We start from the raw sequence: 16,657 nt of genomic DNA, 5'->3' as shown, positions 1-16,657 counted from the left end.
TGATGCTCTAAATATCGCCTTTAATGCAGAAGTAGATGCCATTGGTATGAACTGTCCATTGCCCATCCTGCGCACCAAGAAAGCTTTGGCAACCATGCAGTCTGGCGAAGTCTTAAAGATCAAGGCAACCGATGCTGGTGCTGCTCACGACTTTCCGGCTTTTGCTAAACAAACTGGAAACGAGCTAATTGCCAGTACTACTGAAGGTGATGTGTTGGTGTTTTTCATGAAGCGCAGGTAGTAGCTTTCAATCACAATAAAAAAGGCAGAGAGATCTCTGCCTTTTTTAATTCGGCCAAGAAAAATTTAAGTCAATGAACGGCTCTTAAGGTAAGCAGCAAAGTCAGCAGAGACTTCGGGGTGGCGCAGGGCAAACTCGACAGATGCTTTGAGGTAGCCCAGCTTGCTGCCGCAGTCATAGCGCACGCCATCGTATTCATAAGCAAATACTGGCTCTTCTTTGAGTAAAGAGGCAATCGCATCGGTCAGCTGAATCTCGCCACCTGCACCAGGCTTGAGATTGCGAATATGAGTAAAGATATCGGATGAGAGAACATAACGTCCTACTACTGCCAAATTAGAAGGCGCGTCCTTTGGTTGTGGCTTTTCCACAATGCCGTTCAGGCGATAGATGCCTTTGGCGACTTCGGCGCCAGAAACGATTCCATAAGAGCTGCTCTTGGCAGGATCAATCTTTTCAACCGCTACTACAGATCCATTTTGTTCTTCAAAAACTTTTAGCATTTGCTTGAGAACCGGAGGTTGACCATCTAACAAGTCGTCCGCCAAGATGATGGCAAATGGCTCATCACGCACCAACTTCTCTGCACACAAAACCGCATGACCCAATCCAAGCGCCTCAGGTTGGCGAACATATACGCAATCTACGTGGCTAGGCTTAACACTACGAACGATATCGAGAAGAGTCTGCTTATTTTTAGCCTCTAATTCAGCTTCGAGCTCATATGCTTTGTCAAAGTGATCTTCAATGGCACGTTTGCTGCGACCGGTCACGAAAATCATTTCAGTAATACCTGCAGCAATTGCCTCTTCCACGGCATATTGAATGAGGGGCTTATCCACCACATTCAACATTTCTTTCGGGCTAGCTTTCGTTGCTGGTAAAAAGCGGGTACCCAAGCCCGCAACAGGAAAGACTGCTTTGGTGACGGCTTTGGTGCTTAACGGCATATGGCTTCCAATCACTTTATTTAGCTGCTGATTATTTCAGACGCTCTAATTGTGCTACAAGTTTCTCGTGATTTTGCTCAAAACCAGCAAGACGTTGCTTTTCCTGAGCAACCACGTCAGCTGGTGCGCGAGCGACAAAGCTTTCGTTGGTTAGTTTGCCCTTGGCTTTGTTGATTTCATTCGCCAAGCGCTCGATCTCTTTACCAAGACGATTGCGTTCGGCAGCAATATCCACCTCAATCTTGAGAAGGAGCTTGATATCGCCCACTAGGGCAATAGGGGCGCCTGGAGCATCTTTTTCTAAAGCGGATTCATCGCTGTAGATCTTAACCTCAGTGAGCTTGGCAAGTGCCAAGAGGTAAGGCGTAGCCTTGGCTAAGAATGCTTCTGGACCATAAATCCAAAGTGGTACTTTTTGACCTGGCGGAACTTGCATTTCACCACGTAGATTTCTGCAGGCATCCACAATCGCTTTAATTTGTGCAACCCAAGCTTCGCTTTGCTCATCAATCTTCTCAGGCTGAGCAACAGGGTAGGGTTGGAGTGCAATGGTCTGCTTAGCTTGCTTGGCCAATTCTTTACCGGACTTCGGCCCAACGGTTTGCCAAAGTGTCTCGGTGATAAATGGGATCAATGGATGCGCCATGCGCAAGATCGTTTCCAGAACGCGCAACAGGGTGCGACGCGTAGCGCGCTGCTGAGCGGGCGTACCCGTTTGTAGCTGCACCTTGGCGAGTTCCAAATACCAATCGCAGTACTCATCCCATACGAATTGGTAAATGCTGCTCGCAATATTGTCAAAGCGATAGTTTTCAAAGCCCTTGGCTACATCAGCCTCAGTTCTTTGGAGTTGGGAAACAATCCATTTATCGGCGGCTGAAAAATCTAGATACCCCTCTGGGCCGCATTGGTTGTCACACGGCGCTAGACCATTGTCCTCATCATTGCCGGAGCAGTTCATGAGAACAAAGCGCGTGGCATTCCAAAGTTTGTTACAGAAATTGCGATAGCCTTCGCAACGCTTTTGATCGAAGTTGATATTTCGGCCCAGCGAGGCTAAAGAAGCAAATGTAAAGCGTAAGGCGTCTGTACCAAATGCCGGAATACCATCCGGAAATTCTTTCTTAGTCTTCTTGCTGATGCTCTCAGCTTGCTTAGGATTCATGAGTCCGGTAGTTCTCTTGCCTACCAACTCTTCAATCTGAATACCGTCAATCAAATCAATTGGATCCAAAGTATTGCCTTTGGACTTACTCATTTTCTGACCTTCAGCATCACGAACCAAGCCATGAACATAGACGGTATGGAACGGCACCTTTCCGGTGAAGTGGCAGGTCATCATGACCATGCGCGCCACCCAGAAGAAGATGATGTCAAAGCCGGTAACCAGGACAGATGAAGGTAGGAAGTGATTCAAAGCAGGTGTTTCATCGGGCCAGCCTAATGAGCTGAATGGCACAAGCGCAGAGCTAAACCAGGTATCCAGAACATCGGGATCGCGGCTCAGTTTGCCGGTGTAGCCCGCTGCTGCAGCCTTAGCCTTAGCTTCCTCCTCAGAACGTCCTACAAAAATCTGCCCGTCATCGCCATACCAAGCGGGGATTTGATGGCCCCACCAGAGTTGACGAGAGATACACCAGTCTTGAATATTAGCTAACCACTGGGTATAGGTATTAATCCAATTTTCTGGCACAAGTTTGATGTCGCCCTTAGTGACAGCATCTAAGGCTGCGCCAGCAATGGATGAGCCGGGTTGATATTTGTTGTCCGGACTTGGTTTGGACATTGCCACAAACCACTGGTCAGTCAACATTGGCTCAATGATGGTTTGGGTACGGTCACCACGTGGCACCATCAACTTATGCGGCTGCACTTTTTCTAATAAGCCAGCAGACTCCAAATCAGCAACTACTTGTTTGCGTGCTGCAAAACGTTCCATGCCTTGGTAAGCGGCAGGAGCATTCTCATTAATCTTCGCATCCAAAGTGAGGATGTTGATCATCGGCAATTGATGACGTTGACCTACTGCATAGTCATTAAAGTCGTGTGCAGGAGTCACCTTTACAACGCCAGTACCAAAGTTCAAATCAACGTAGTCATCTGCAATGATCGGAATTTCACGATCACACAATGGCAGGTTAACGGACTTGCCAATGAGGTGTTTATAACGCTCGTCTTCTGGGTTCACCATGACGGCAACGTCGCCCAGCAAGGTTTCAGGGCGAGTGGTAGCAACAGTGAGATGGCCTGAGCCGTCGGTCAATGGGTAGCGGATATGCCACATTGAGCCATCTTCTTCTTCGCTCACCACTTCCAGATCGGAAACTGCGGTGCCTAAAACTGGATCCCAGTTCACCAAACGTTTGCCGCGATAAATCAAGCCTTGTTCGTGTAGGCGGACAAATACCTCAACTACTGCCTTGGACATTTTGCTGTCCATTGTGAAATATTCTTTGCCCCAATCAATCGACGCCCCGAGACGACGAATTTGTCTAGTAATTGTATTGCCAGAAGTTTCTTTCCACTCCCATACTTTTTCTAAAAATTTCTCACGGCCTAAATCATGACGAGATACTTTTTGGGCATCGAGTTGGCGTTCAACAACAATTTGAGTGGCAATACCTGCATGATCAGTGCCTGGTACCCATAAAGTATTTTTGCCAGACATGCGTGCGTGGCGTACCAAGCCATCCATGATGGTTTGGTTAAAAGCGTGACCCATGTGCAGGGTGCCAGTGACGTTTGGCGGGGGTAGCTGAATCGAAAAATCACCCTTACCCTCATCCATCGTGGCATCGGCAATACCGCGACGCTCCCACTCTGGACCCCAGTAGGCCTCTATCGGGGCGGGTTCATAGGATTTAGCGAGCTCGTCCGCAGAGCTGGCCGCTGGTGAATTAGGGGTATTTGAGGCGTTTGGCATAAGAGGCAAATTATAATTGGGCTGATGTACTCAGACTTGCTCGCGAACCTCAATCCAGAACAGCGCGAGGCAGTGACCCTCCCGCCCGTAAATGAAAATGGCCAAGCCCAATCTGCCTTGATTTTGGCTGGGGCAGGGAGCGGTAAGACCCGCGTACTCACCACCCGTATAGCGTGGTTGATTCAGACCGGCCAGGTATCCCCTATTGGCGTCCTAGCGGTGACCTTTACCAATAAGGCTGCCAAAGAGATGATGTTGCGCTTAAGCGCCATGTTGCCGATTAATACCCGTGGCATGTGGATTGGCACCTTTCACGGCTTATGTAACCGATTATTGAGGGCTCATCACAAAGAAGCGGGTTTGCCATCCACTTTTCAGATTCTGGATACCCAGGATCAACTCTCTGCGATTAAGCGTCTTTTAAAGGGCTTAAAAGTCGATGATGAGAAGTATCCCGCTAAGCAGCTGCAATACTTTATTGCTCATGCCAAAGAGCGCGGTCAACGTGCAAAAGATTTATCAGTAGGCGATGACTTTCAAGCCAAGATGGCGCAACTCTATGCTGCTTACGATGAGCAATGCCAACGTGAAGGTGTAGTGGATTTTGCTGAACTCTTATTGCGTAGTTATGAATTGCTTAAACATAGTGAAGCTATTCGTACGCATTACCAAGAGCGCTTCCGTCATATTCTGATTGATGAGTTCCAAGATACCAATGCCTTGCAATATGCATGGCTTAAATTATTGTCAGGTCATGATACTAGCCGCATCAATGTGAGTGGTATGGGCAGCAGCTCCGTATTTGCTGTAGGTGATGATGATCAAAGTATTTATGCTTTCCGCGGCGCAGATGTAGAAAACATGCGCCTCTACGAAAAGCAATACCACCCGCTCATGGTGAAGCTAGAGCAGAACTATCGTTCACACGGCCATATTCTGGATACTGCAAATCATTTGATTGCTAACAACTCAGAGCGCCTTGGTAAAAACCTACGCACCGATGCTGGTCATGGCGAGCCGGTCCGAATTTATGAGGCTCCTAGTGATCATGCCGAGGCTGCTTGGTTGGTAGATGAGATCAAGGCTTTAGTAAATAGCGGCATTAAACGTACTGAAGTAGCTTTGCTCTATCGTAGTAACGCTCAGTCACGCATCATTGAGCACGCTTTATTTTCTGCGGGCATTCCGTATCGTGTGTATGGTGGTTTACGCTTCTTTGAGCGCGCTGAAATTAAACATGCGCTTGCCTATCTCCGTTTGCTTGAGAATCCAAATGACGATACCTCTTTCTCACGAGTGGTGAATTTCCCAACCCGTGGAATTGGTGCGCGCTCAATTGAGGCATTGCAAGATGCTGCCAGAGCGCAGCAATGCTCCTTGTACTTAGCAGCCTCCTCTCTAGAAGGTAAGGCGGGTGCAGCGCTTGGTGGTTTTGTACGCTTAGTGGATCACATGCGTGAAGCAACGCGTCACAATACCTTGCCAGAAACTGTTGAATTTGTGATTCAGCATAGCGGCTTGATTCAGCACTACCTCTCAGAGCGCGAAGGCCAAGACCGTGTAGAAAACTTACAGGAACTGATCAATGCAGCAACGGCATTTATTGCCGAAGAAGGCTATGGCCAAGATGCGGCTGCTGCAATGTTGCCAGGTGAGAATGCTCCTGGTGTTGTGGAGGTCTCTCCACTGGCTGCGTTCCTATCCCATGCCTCATTAGAGGCTGGGGATAACCAGGCTCAAGCAGGTCAGGATGCAGTCCAGCTGATGACAGTGCATTCGGCTAAAGGCTTAGAGTTCACCTCTGTCTTTATTACCGGCCTAGAAGAGGGTTTATTTCCCCACGAGAACAGCGTAAACGAACAAAATGGCTTAGAGGAAGAGCGTCGCTTGATGTATGTGGCGATTACCCGTGCCAAAGAGCGTCTGTACTTGTCACATACCCAATCACGTATGTTGCATGGGCAGGTTCGCTACAACATGCCTTCTCGCTTCCTTGAAGAGCTTCCTTCTGATTCATTGAAGTGGCTCACCCCTAAGGCAAGAGACGCTCGCTGGGGTGGAGGCAATTCCAGAACTGGATCTACTTGGCAAGATGGATATACCCGTCAACGCGAATACGAATCCAATGACTTCTTTGATTCTGGGTCTGAACGTCAGAGACCTGCTAAGCGTGTTGGCTCTGCTTCAATGGAAGTGAAAAGATTGGCCTCACCTCCGCGTGGAAATTACCCATTCACTATCGGACAAAATGTGTTCCACACTAAGTTTGGTGAGGGGCGTGTTACGGGCTTAGAAGGTGTTGATGCTGATGCAAGAGCGCAAGTGAATTTCAAGCGTCATGGCATTAAATGGCTACAGCTAAGTATTGCGAAGCTTGCTGCGATTGACTGAAAAGTCAGTTAGACAGGCATTACAACTTCATTGTCAGTGAAGCAAGCTTTCCAGGTCGCATAAAAAGAGCAGTGCATCACAGTGAGTCCCGCCATAGAGATGGGCGCAATGATGTACGAGGCTACTTGCCCCAAATTAATGGCATCAAATATCATGCCAATGGTTAGTGGAATAGCAATCAGAATTGCGCTCCAAATTGACAGGTACAAAAAGAATGCGGCTTTGTTAGACCAGCAGGCTAAGGCGCTTGAAAATAGAGCTTGAGGTACTGACATGTCTTCCCATGCAACCAATACTGGTGAAAACCACATTAGCATTGCCACTGGTACATATAGCATCGCGCCAAAGAAGAGTACTAAGTAAACCTGACGGAGTGCTTCTGGAGTAATGGGTTTATCAGTAGTCATCAGTGGAAGTAGCAGCTCAAAGTCAACTAGGAGACTTAAGATAAAGCTCAGTAAAACAATCATGGCCGCATACACTAAGCCTAGTTGCAAAATTCTTTTACGAATCATTTGCCCTGACTTTAAGGCGACTATGTAAACCGAAGGTTTAATGCGCTCTTTTTGAATGGCTTGGCGGCAAGCTGTCATGAATCCTACCGATAAGGTCGGCGTCAGCAGTAACACTGCAAACACACCAATGACTGGGATGATGACTGCCAGCTGAGCGGCGAATACATACATAAATACGAGCATTAAGAATCCCAAAGGGTTCTGTTTGAAAAGCCAAATACCCTGTCTAATCCAGGTATAGCCTTCTTTTGGAGCTACATAATTTAGTTTCATAGGGATCGACGACTTAAAAGAATGCGTTCAAAGTGCATGGGATCATGTGGTGTCAGCATTTGAGCGTCGCGAGGTAAATAGAAATCCCACAATCTAGAAACCCAGAAGCGTAATGCTGCTGCACGTAGCATGAGAGGCCAGCTCGTTTGCTCTTCCTTAGTCAGAGGGCGAACAGATTGGTAGGCCTTCATAAATGCATCTAAGCGTGCAGGATCCAAATCTTGTTTGTTGTCGGCAAGACACCAATCGTTGGCGGTGACGGCAATATCAAATAACCATTTATCAGTGCCAGCAAAGTAAAAATCAAAAAAGCCGCCCAATTGATCTTGAGATGCATTTGATCCCTTAGGATCAAAGAGAACATTGTCACGAAAGAGGTCGCAATGACTGGCGCCTTGTGGCAAACCATCATAGGCGCCTGAAGAAAAGAATTCTTCTTGAGTTTTGAGCTCATGAATAATCAATTCTTTTTGAGAAGTATTTAAATGGGGCAGTACTGAAGGGATGGTCTTTTGCCACCAAGCAAGACTACGAAGATTTTCTTGGCTCTTTGGAAAATCTTTTCCAGCGAGATGCATCTTTGCCAACATCTCACCTACTAGCGCGCAATGATTGGCTTCGGGGTGCAGTCTAGAAAGACCTGGAAGCTTGGTAACAATAGCTGCTGGCTTACCTTTTAAGGCAAAGAGGATGTTGCCCTGATTGTTTTCAATCGGCCTAGGAACCGGGACGTTTTTGTTTGCTAGGTGGCGCATGAGCTCCAAGTAAAAAGGAAGCTGCTCTGCTGACAATCTCTCAAAGATGGTTAAAACATATTCTTGCTTCTTACCATCTTTGGCGGTGTCTAGGAAAAAATTTGAGTTCTCAATACCGCCATGAATACCGCGTATTTCAGTGGCCTGGCCAATATCGAAATCTTGATCAATCCATTGAGAAATATCCTCAAGCGCGATTGGAGTAAATACGGCCATAAACTAGATTAATTAACTAAGCTAAATGATTTTTATTTAAGAGGGATGCTAATGCTTGGAACGCTAATCAGATCCGTTTCTTTTGGTGGGCCAGGCATTACTGAAGTAGGTGGGGCCATTTCATAGCTTGTAAATCGAGTTTTGACATCAACTTGGGTCGGGGCATTGACATCTTTATATTCGGTAACGGTGGTGCCGTTTGTATCCCTGTACTCAAAGTTGGGCTTGCGTTGCTCAGGAGAATTCAGAGCGCCAGCTGGGCTAACGGTTGGTGCAAGCGGTTGATTGTTGATGCGGTTTAATTCTGATGGGCTTAGTGCCTGGCTGTTATTCTGAGCTTGAGCTGAAGTGGTGCTAAAAATTCCAAAAACCACCAAAAAGCCTGCAGTTGCAATGGTTTGGCTCAAGGAGTGACTCACTAAGTTCGTTAAATAATGCATTTTTTCACCTTTTTAAGCCTACTCTCGGACGGTTCCCTAACCAGACCTGTAGGCATTTCACAACTAGATTGTACGATTGCGGTATGACTAAACATAGACTCTTGTTGGTAGACGGTTCTAGCTACCTCTATCGCGCCTTCCATGCTATGCCAGACCTTAGAAATGGGGCTGGAGAGCCTACTGGGGCTATATATGGCATGGTCAATATGATGCGCCGAGCCCGTTCTGAGCTCAAGGCTGACCATATAGCCTGTGTTTTTGATGCCAAGGGCAAAACTTTTCGCGATGAAATGTACTCCGAGTACAAGGCCCATCGCTCACCTATGCCGGAAGACTTGGTCAAGCAGATAGAGCCTATTCATGCCATGGTCAAAGCATTAGGTTGGCCCGTCCTCATGGTAAGCGGAGTCGAGGCGGATGACGTAATTGGTACGTTAGCTTGTCAAGCGACGCAAGCCGGCTGGGAAACTATTATTTCCACTGGAGATAAAGATTTAGCGCAATTGGTAAATCCTTCTGTCACTCTGATCAATACGATGACGAATGAAAAGTTGGATATTGATGGCGTTAAAGAAAAGTTTGGCGTTCCTCCTGAATTGATCGTTGATTATTTATCTATCATTGGCGATACCGTTGATAACGTACCAGGTGTGCCCAAAGCTGGTCCTAAAACAGCAAACAAATGGTTGTCAGAATTTGGTAATCTCGATAACTTGATGGCCAACGCTGATCAGGTGAAAGGCGTTGTTGGCGAAAATCTTCGCGCTTCACTCGATTGGTTGCCGCAAGCTCGTCAACTTATTACCGTAAAAACAGATTGTGATTTATCCCCTCACTTGCCTGGTCTAGATGATTTGCATGCGAAGTCTGAAGATGCGCCTTTGCTGCGGGAGTTATTTGAGCGCTATGCATTTAAGACTTGGTTGCGTGATGTAGAAAAGCAACTTACAAGCCCGGAAAATAAGGGCGATACAGTGACTTTTGATTTGGCAGGCAGCCCTATTTCTGCCCTAGAAAACGGAGCAGAGCAAGAAAAAAAGACACGCGTGATTGCGAGCGCACCAACCAAAGATTTGTCACAAGAAACTCGTGACTCGCAAGATGCAATCGAGCGCCATTATGAATGTATTGTCGATGAGGCGGGTTTAGAGAAGTGGTTAAAAAAGATTGAGTCTTCTGCATTGACTGCGGTGGACACAGAAACTACTAGTCTTGATGCGCTTGCAGCAGAGCTTGTGGGCATTTCTTTGTCAGTGAAGCCGGGGGAGGCTTGCTACATTCCGGTTGCACATCGCAATGGTGAGGTGCAACTCGATCGTGATTTGGTGTTAGCGCGCATGAAATCTTGGCTAGAAAGTGAGACTCATTTAAAGGTTGGGCAAAACCTCAAGTACGACGCTCATATCTTCGCTAATTACGGCATCACATTAAAAGGTGTTGCATTCGATACTTTGCTCGAATCATATGTACTCGAGTCCCATCTGCCACACAATATGGACAGCTTGGCTGAACGCCATCTGGGTATGAAGACTATTCGCTATGAAGAGGTTTGTGGCAAAGGCGTTCATCAGATTGGCTTTGATCAGGTAGATCTGAAGATTGCAACCGACTATGCGGCTGAAGATGCGGACATTACATTGCGTCTTCACCTGGAGCTCTGGCCTCAAATTCAGGAGAGCCAAGGCCTGCTCTACATTTATGAGAAGGTAGAGATGCCTGCCATGCGAGTGCTGGGCATCATGGAGCGCAATGGCATTCGGATTGACTCTGAGCTGCTTGCTAAGCAGGGCCAGCAGGTGGGTATACGTCTTTTGGAGCTTGAGGGAGAAATCCACAAGTTGGCAGGCCAACCTTTCAATATTCAGTCACCAAAACAAATTGCAGAAATTTTGTTTGGACAGCTTGAGCTGCCGGTGATTAAAAAGACTCCATCGGGCGCGCCATCAACCGACGAAGAAGTTCTGCAGAAGCTCGCAGAGGATTACCCTCTACCTGCACGCATCTTGGACTATCGTAGTTTGGCGAAGTTGATGTCGACCTATATTGAGAAGTTGCCTCGTATGGCAGATCCTAAGACGGGGCGCGTGCATACGAATTTTTCTCAAGCTACGGCCGTTACTGGCCGCTTGGCCTCAAGCGATCCAAACCTGCAAAACATTCCTGTTCGCACTGAAGAGGGTAGGCGTATTCGGGAAGCATTTATTCCTGCGGAAGGCTGCAAATTATTGTCAGCTGACTATTCTCAGATTGAGTTACGCATCATGGCGCACATTGCTGAAGATGAAAATCTTTTAGCCGCTTTTAGAGATGGTAAGGATGTGCACCAAGCTACTGCAGCAGAAATCTTTGGCGTTGCTTTGGGTGATGTGAATTCTGAGCAACGTCGCTATGCCAAGGTGATTAACTTTGGTCTGATTTATGGCATGAGTGCTTTTGGTTTGGCGGGTAATTTAGGTATTGAACGTTCTGCTGCGCAAAACTATATTGCCAAATACTTTGATCGCTATCCTGGAGTTGCTCAATACATGGAACGTACTCGTCTCGAGGCTAGAGAGAATGGATACGTTGAAACTGTCTTTGGGCGCCGTCTTTGGCTGCCTGAGATTAAGGGCTCCAATGGCCCCCGTCGCCAGGGTGCCGAACGCGCAGCTATTAATGCCCCAATGCAAGGTACTGCTGCAGACCTCATCAAGTTAGCCATGATTGCTGTAGAAGATTGGCTTGAAAAAGAGCAGTTAAAAACAAAAATGCTGCTTCAGGTACATGATGAATTGGTATTTGACGTACCTTTAGATGAGATTGACCTGCTGCAGGCCAAGTTACCCGATTTAATGTGTCATGTGGCTCAATTGAAGGTACCTTTGGTGGTTAGTATCGGGATTGGCGATAATTGGGAAGAAGCGCATTAAGAATCGTAATAAACATTCAAGCGAGGAGACAAAAAATGAGTAAAGAAATTCAAAATAGTCGACGCAATTTTATGAAGACATCAGCCATTGGAGCTACTGCAATCGGCGTAGGATTTGTGGCGGCATCTGAGCCAGTCATGGCAGCTGCCATTGAGACTGATTTCAAGGGGCTTAAAGTAGGCGAGCAGATGATTCCAGTGGGTAGCTTTCAAATGCCTGCCTATGTATCTCGTCCTGAAAATGCAAAGGGTGCTCTACCTATCGTGATCGTGGTGAGCGAGATTTTTGGTGTGCATGAGTATATTGCTGACGTCACAAGACGTTTTGCAAAAATGGGTTACCTTGCGATTGCCCCAGAATTTTTTACTCGCGCTGGTGATCCTAATACCTATGGAACAGTAGCGGAAATTCAGCAAAATATTGTTGCTAAAACTCCGGACTCACAGATTTTGAATGACTTGCAGGCCGCATTAGTTTGGGCGGGTAAAAATGGTGGTGATCTTAAGCGTGTTGGCGTGACTGGCTTCTGTTGGGGCGGCCGTATTACTTGGCTCTCAGCTACTTTGCCGCAGGTGCGTGCGGGTGTGGCCTGGTATGGTCGAGTGATTGGTGAGAAGACGGAAAATAGCCCACGTCATCCAGTAGACATTGCTGCCGACTTAAAGGCGCCAGTGCTTGGTTTATACGGCGGTGCTGATACTGGCATTTCCTTAGAGAGTGTTGAGCAAATGCGCGCCGCATTGGCACAAGCAGCACCAAAAAATCCCGCTGCCAAAGCATCAATGATTGAAGTGTATCCAGATGCTCCGCACGCTTTTCATGCAGACTATCGCGCTACCTATCGTGAAGGTCCAGCAAAAGATGGTTGGGAAAAGTGCCTTGCTTGGTTTAAGAAAAACGGAGTAGCTTAATTAGCATGTCAGTTTTACAAAGTATTCTCTTGGTTACTGCCTTAGCAGGAACAGCTAGCGTCTTGGTAGCCGCTAGCTGTTCTTTATCAATGTTGTCCAAGATGGTCAACAATATGGTGAGCTTGTCGGTAGGTATTTTATTGGCTACCGCTTTACTGCATTCATTACCAGAAGCTTTTAGTATGGAGGGCGTGAGCCCTCAGCTACTTTTCGCTACTTTGCTAGCGGGCTTATTAGGATTTTTCCTGCTCGAGAAAATTGCTTTATTGCGTCATGACCATCACCATGAAGGGGATGGTCACCACCACCACCATGGCCATGATGCCGAAAACGCTGGTCGTAGTGGCTGGATGATCTTAGTGGGCGATGGTATTCATAATTTTGTGGATGGCATCTTGATTGCTGCGGCTTTTATGGCGGATTATCAAGTCGGTATCTTTACTGCAATCGCCATCATTGCCCATGAGATTCCACAAGAGATTGGCGATTTCATCGTTTTGCTCAATGCCGGGTTCTCGCGAGCACGCGCTTTACTTTATAACTTTATTTGCGGCTTATCCGCAGTTGTTGGTGGTGTGTTGGCTTATTTCTTTTTGGAAAGAGCTCACGCGGCAATGCCATATTTATTGGTGATCGCTTCCAGTAGTTTTATTTATATTGCAGTCAGCGATCTCATTCCGCAAATGCACCGTCGTCCGCATTGGGCGGAATCTTTACGTCAGACGATTTTGATTGCCTGCGGCGTAGGTATTGTTGTCCTGCTCTCGCTGCTGCATTAACGAAAAATACGTTTAGAGCTCAACTGGCCTCTTGGGGTCAGCACACCATTCACTCCAACTGCCTGCGTAAAGGCGTGAACCTTTAAATCCTGCCAGTTCCATAGCTAGCAGATTATGGCAAGCAGTTACTCCAGATCCGCATTGGTGAATCACCTCAGAAGCTTTAATGGGGCCGAGACATTCTGAAAATTCTTTAAACAATTGTTCTGGGGTTTTAAATGCAGTCGCATTGAGATTGTTTTTAAAAAAACGATTCATTGCGCCAGGGATATGCCCACCAACTGGATCTAGTGTTTCGTTTTGACCGCGGAAACGATCCTCACCTCTGGCATCAATGATTTTGTTTTTCTTTGATTCCAGGTTGGCGATAACCTCATCGACTAAAACCAGCCCCGCATAGGGCATAGGCGCGATCGCTTGGGCGCAAGGAATGGGCTCTCTAGGAATCGATCCCATAGGGCCATTCCAGGCATCTAAGCCACCATCTAGTACGCGAACATTGGCGTGCCCTGTTGCTTTAAGCATCCACCATAAGCGGCTTGCATACACGGAGCCTTGTTTGTCATAGGCAACTACCAGTGTGTTTGGACTGATGCCCAGACGAGTTTTTGTTTGAGCCCAGGCTTCTGGACTAGGAAGGGGGTGGCGTCCATTACTACCAGTTTTATTCCCAGATAAATCTTTATCTAAATCGACATAGATTGCCCCTGGAATGTGACTTTCTTCGTACGATTTTTTGCCGATCAAAGGATCAACTAAATCAAAACGGCAATCACAGAGCAAGACATTCTCACCACTGTTAATGATTTCTTCTAACTGGTTAGCTGAGATCAGAGGAGTCATGATGCTTCCTATCTTTAGTGGCGAGAGTATTGGATGAAACTATAAAACCTGATTAGATTATGCGCCATCAAAATTCATGACGCGGCGATACCATTCATGAAAATGTTGCATGCCATCTTCCATTGGGCTTTGGTATGGACCCACTTCATTAATGCCGCGTGCATACAGTGCAGCGCGACCTTGATCCATGCGCTCACCAATTTCATCGTCTTCTACGCAGGTTTCCATATAGGCGGCACGTTCAGCTTCAACAAATTCGCGCTCAAACAGTGCAATTTCTTCTGGATAGTAGAACTCCACAATGTTGCGAGTTTTACCTGGCCCCATGGGGTGCAGTGTGGATACACATAGCACTCCTGGATACCACTCCACCATCACATTAGGATAGTAGGTAAGCCAGATAGCACCGTGGCGTGGGGCTTTGCCGTCAAATTGACGTAGTACTGCTTCGTGCCAATTGCGATAGGTTGGCGAGCCTGGCGTCTTAAGATCTTTGTGTATGCCAACAGTTTGTACGCTATGCCAATCGCCAAACTCCCAATGTAGATCTTCGCATGAAACAAACTTGCCTAAGCCTGGATGAAATGGCACAACGTGATAGTCCTCGAGATACACCTCGATGAAAGTTTTCCAGTTGTATTTGCAGTCATGCACTTCAATATGATCAAGCACATAGCCATCAAATTTGAGATCGTCAGCAACACCGAGTTTGGCAAGATCAGCTCGTACATCGCGTGGGCCCTCAAATAGTAAGCCTTGCCAATTTTGCAAAGGAGATTTGCCAAGATTTAAACAAGGCTTATCTTCAAAGTGTGGTGCGCCTAATAAGTTACCGTTTAAATCATAGGTCCAGCGATGCAAGGGGCAAACAATATTGTCTGCTTTGCCGCGACCATTAAGCATGAGTGCTTGACGATGACGGCAAACATTTGAAAGTAGTTCTACGCCAGCTTCATTGCGAACGAGGATGCGCCCCTCGTTTTCTGCGCTTAAAGTTTGATAGGAGCCAACTTCAGGCACCATGAGTTCGTGGCCAACATAGCCAGGACCCTGCTTGAAAAGCAGTTCAATTTCCCGCTGATACAAGTCAGCGTCAAAATATGCCGAAACCGGCAGTTGTAGATTGGACGGCGCAAGCTTCTGCGCGGTAGCCAGATTAGTCATTCTCCCCACCCCCGAAAACGTCAGCCGAAGCTAAGCGGAATAACCAATCCAACCATCGACGGATCGATATTGGAAAGGAAGGGGTGGATTATACCCATCTGAGGGGCTTCTCGCTTTAATATGTAGGGCTATCCGTGTGGGAAATACGAAGGAAACGAGCTTATGGCAACCAAGAAGTCTGAGAGTCAAAAACCCGGTCTAGAGGTCCAAGTTGACCCAGATCTGCGCTACGAGCAGGCAGTAAAAGAGCTCGAAAAGCTCATTTCTGACATGGAATCTGGAAAATTTTCTCTAGAAGAAACCTTGCTCGCTTATCAACGCGGCGCGGCTTTACTAAAACATTGTCAGACTATGTTGGCTCAAGTTGAGCAACAGGTGCGAGTGTTCGAGGCTTAATGAATACTGCTTTTCAATTTCAGGAGTGGGTCAGTTCGCACTCTAAGCGAGCTGAGTTAGCGTTAGATTGCTTACTTGATTCTGCTCAAACTACTCCTCATCGTTTGCATGAGGCAATGCGCTATGCGGCGCAAGGGGGCGGCAAACGTATTCGACCATTATTGGTTTATGCGGCGGGTCAACTGGGAAATCAGACGGATGACGCACACGCAGAGTCTTTGGATGCGGCTGCTGTTGCGATCGAATCTATTCATGCTTACTCATTAGTTCATGATGATTTACCTTGTATGGATGATGATGATTTGCGTCGTGGTCGTCCAACGGTTCACAAAGCTTTTGACGAAGCAACTGCATTATTAGTTGGGGATGCATTGCAAACCCGCGCTTTTGAAATCCTTGCTAATGCAAACTGCGATGCGCAGGTACGCCTAAAAATGATTGCCGCTTTAGCGGCTGCCAGTGGATCACGAGGTATGGCTGGTGGTCAGGCAATTGATTTGGAGAGCGTTGGTAGAAAGTTGGACCTCCCAGGTCTTAAGCAAATGCATGCCATGAAGACGGGCGCTTTGTTGTCATGCGCAGTGGAATTAGGGGGTATTTGTGCGTACCTCAGTCCCGAGCAAATGGCTCATCTAGCCAGTTATGCAAAAGCCCTGGGATTAGCATTTCAGATTGTGGATGATGTATTGGATGCCACTGCGGATAGTCAAACATTGGGCAAGACCGCTGGCAAAGACGCTGCGGCCAATAAGCCCACCTATGTGACCTTGATGGGTTTAGACTATGCGCAGACGCAGGCTAAAGAGCTACAAGAGGTAGCTATCGCCAGCTTAGATAGTTTTGGCGCATCAGCGCAGGCATTAAAAGATTTGGCTCTCTTGGTTGTCAATCGCGGCAAGTAAGAAAGAAACAATAGAAATACGAGAGAAATACATCGGTATAGATTATTTA

At 47.1% G+C, this 16,657-nt stretch carries 14 protein-coding genes; 7 read left to right on the top strand and 7 right to left on the bottom strand.

The genetic code is table 11. From position 1 onward, the window contains the following. Positions 1–13 precede the first annotated feature (13 nt). Positions 14–241, top strand: coding sequence for a sulfurtransferase TusA family protein (locus PKF022_RS07930; RefSeq protein WP_216231882.1), 228 nt, complete (start codon positions 14–16; stop codon positions 239–241). Between the two features lie 65 nt (positions 242–306). On the opposite strand, the gene galU is transcribed toward PKF022_RS07930, so the two are convergent. Both galU and PKF022_RS07920 read right to left on the bottom strand, forming a co-directional pair. After that, on the bottom strand, positions 307–1,191 hold the full coding sequence (gene galU, locus PKF022_RS07925) for a UTP--glucose-1-phosphate uridylyltransferase GalU (RefSeq protein WP_281776506.1): 885 nt from the start codon (positions 1,189–1,191) through the stop codon (positions 307–309). 31 nt (positions 1,192–1,222) lie between these two features. Then, positions 1,223–4,114, bottom strand: coding sequence for a valine--tRNA ligase (locus PKF022_RS07920; RefSeq protein WP_281776505.1), 2,892 nt, complete (start codon positions 4,112–4,114; stop codon positions 1,223–1,225). Positions 4,115–4,138: 24 nt separating this feature from the next. Here PKF022_RS07920 and PKF022_RS07915 point away from each other — a divergent pair, with 24 nt between their 5' ends. Further along, entirely contained in the window at positions 4,139–6,505 is a 2,367-nt protein-coding gene (locus PKF022_RS07915; protein WP_281776504.1) for a UvrD-helicase domain-containing protein, read from the top strand. 8 nt (positions 6,506–6,513) lie between these two features. Here PKF022_RS07915 and PKF022_RS07910 read toward each other — a convergent pair whose 3' ends face one another. Genes PKF022_RS07910 through PKF022_RS07900 form a run of 3 tightly spaced genes read right to left on the bottom strand, consistent with a single transcriptional unit; the run spans position 6,514 to position 8,671 of the window. Next, complete coding sequence (locus tag PKF022_RS07910) at positions 6,514–7,293, bottom strand: BPSS1780 family membrane protein (RefSeq protein ID WP_281776503.1); 780 nt, start codon at positions 7,291–7,293, stop codon at positions 6,514–6,516. Continuing rightward, positions 7,290–8,264: a homoserine kinase gene (locus PKF022_RS07905; protein WP_281776502.1), complete on the bottom strand. Its 975-nt coding sequence runs from the start codon at positions 8,262–8,264 to the stop codon at positions 7,290–7,292. The genes PKF022_RS07910 and PKF022_RS07905 overlap by 4 nt, the downstream gene beginning before the upstream one ends. Positions 8,265–8,296: 32 nt before the next feature. After that, entirely contained in the window at positions 8,297–8,671 is a 375-nt protein-coding gene (locus tag PKF022_RS07900; RefSeq protein ID WP_281776501.1) for a hypothetical protein, read from the bottom strand. A gap of 116 nt (positions 8,672–8,787) precedes the next feature. Between PKF022_RS07900 and polA the strand changes: the two genes are divergently transcribed. The 3 genes from polA to PKF022_RS07885 are packed head-to-tail and all read left to right on the top strand — an operon-like array spanning position 8,788 to position 13,303. After that, positions 8,788–11,613 (top strand): DNA polymerase I, encoded by a 2,826-nt coding sequence (gene polA / locus PKF022_RS07895; protein WP_281776500.1) that lies wholly within the window; start codon positions 8,788–8,790, stop codon positions 11,611–11,613. Positions 11,614–11,648: 35 nt separating this feature from the next. Beyond that, positions 11,649–12,524, top strand: coding sequence for a dienelactone hydrolase family protein (locus tag PKF022_RS07890; protein WP_281776499.1), 876 nt, complete (start codon positions 11,649–11,651; stop codon positions 12,522–12,524). A gap of 5 nt (positions 12,525–12,529) precedes the next feature. Further along, positions 12,530–13,303 (top strand): ZIP family metal transporter, encoded by a 774-nt coding sequence (locus tag PKF022_RS07885; protein ID WP_281776498.1) that lies wholly within the window; start codon positions 12,530–12,532, stop codon positions 13,301–13,303. Positions 13,304–13,315: 12 nt separating this feature from the next. On the opposite strand, the gene PKF022_RS07880 is transcribed toward PKF022_RS07885, so the two are convergent. Both PKF022_RS07880 and PKF022_RS07875 read right to left on the bottom strand, forming a co-directional pair. Continuing rightward, positions 13,316–14,146: a sulfurtransferase gene (locus PKF022_RS07880; protein ID WP_281776497.1), complete on the bottom strand. Its 831-nt coding sequence runs from the start codon at positions 14,144–14,146 to the stop codon at positions 13,316–13,318. A gap of 57 nt (positions 14,147–14,203) precedes the next feature. Continuing rightward, positions 14,204–15,310 (bottom strand): aromatic ring-hydroxylating dioxygenase subunit alpha, encoded by a 1,107-nt coding sequence (locus PKF022_RS07875; RefSeq protein WP_281776496.1) that lies wholly within the window; start codon positions 15,308–15,310, stop codon positions 14,204–14,206. Positions 15,311–15,472: 162 nt separating this feature from the next. On the opposite strand from PKF022_RS07875, the gene xseB reads away from it, so the two are divergent. After that, a complete protein-coding gene (gene xseB, locus PKF022_RS07870) occupies positions 15,473–15,706 on the top strand; it encodes an exodeoxyribonuclease VII small subunit (RefSeq protein ID WP_216230770.1) in 234 nt (77 codons plus the stop codon). After that, positions 15,706–16,608, top strand: coding sequence for a polyprenyl synthetase family protein (locus tag PKF022_RS07865; RefSeq protein WP_281776495.1), 903 nt, complete (start codon positions 15,706–15,708; stop codon positions 16,606–16,608). Before xseB ends, PKF022_RS07865 begins: the two co-directional genes overlap by 1 nt. The last annotated feature ends 49 nt before the right edge of the window (positions 16,609–16,657 follow it).

Source organism: Polynucleobacter sp. KF022 (assembly GCF_027924105.1).
Taxonomy (GTDB): domain Bacteria; phylum Pseudomonadota; class Gammaproteobacteria; order Burkholderiales; family Burkholderiaceae; genus Polynucleobacter.
Note: the sequence above shows the minus strand (reverse complement) of the source record. Positions and strands in the feature narration are given on the sequence as shown.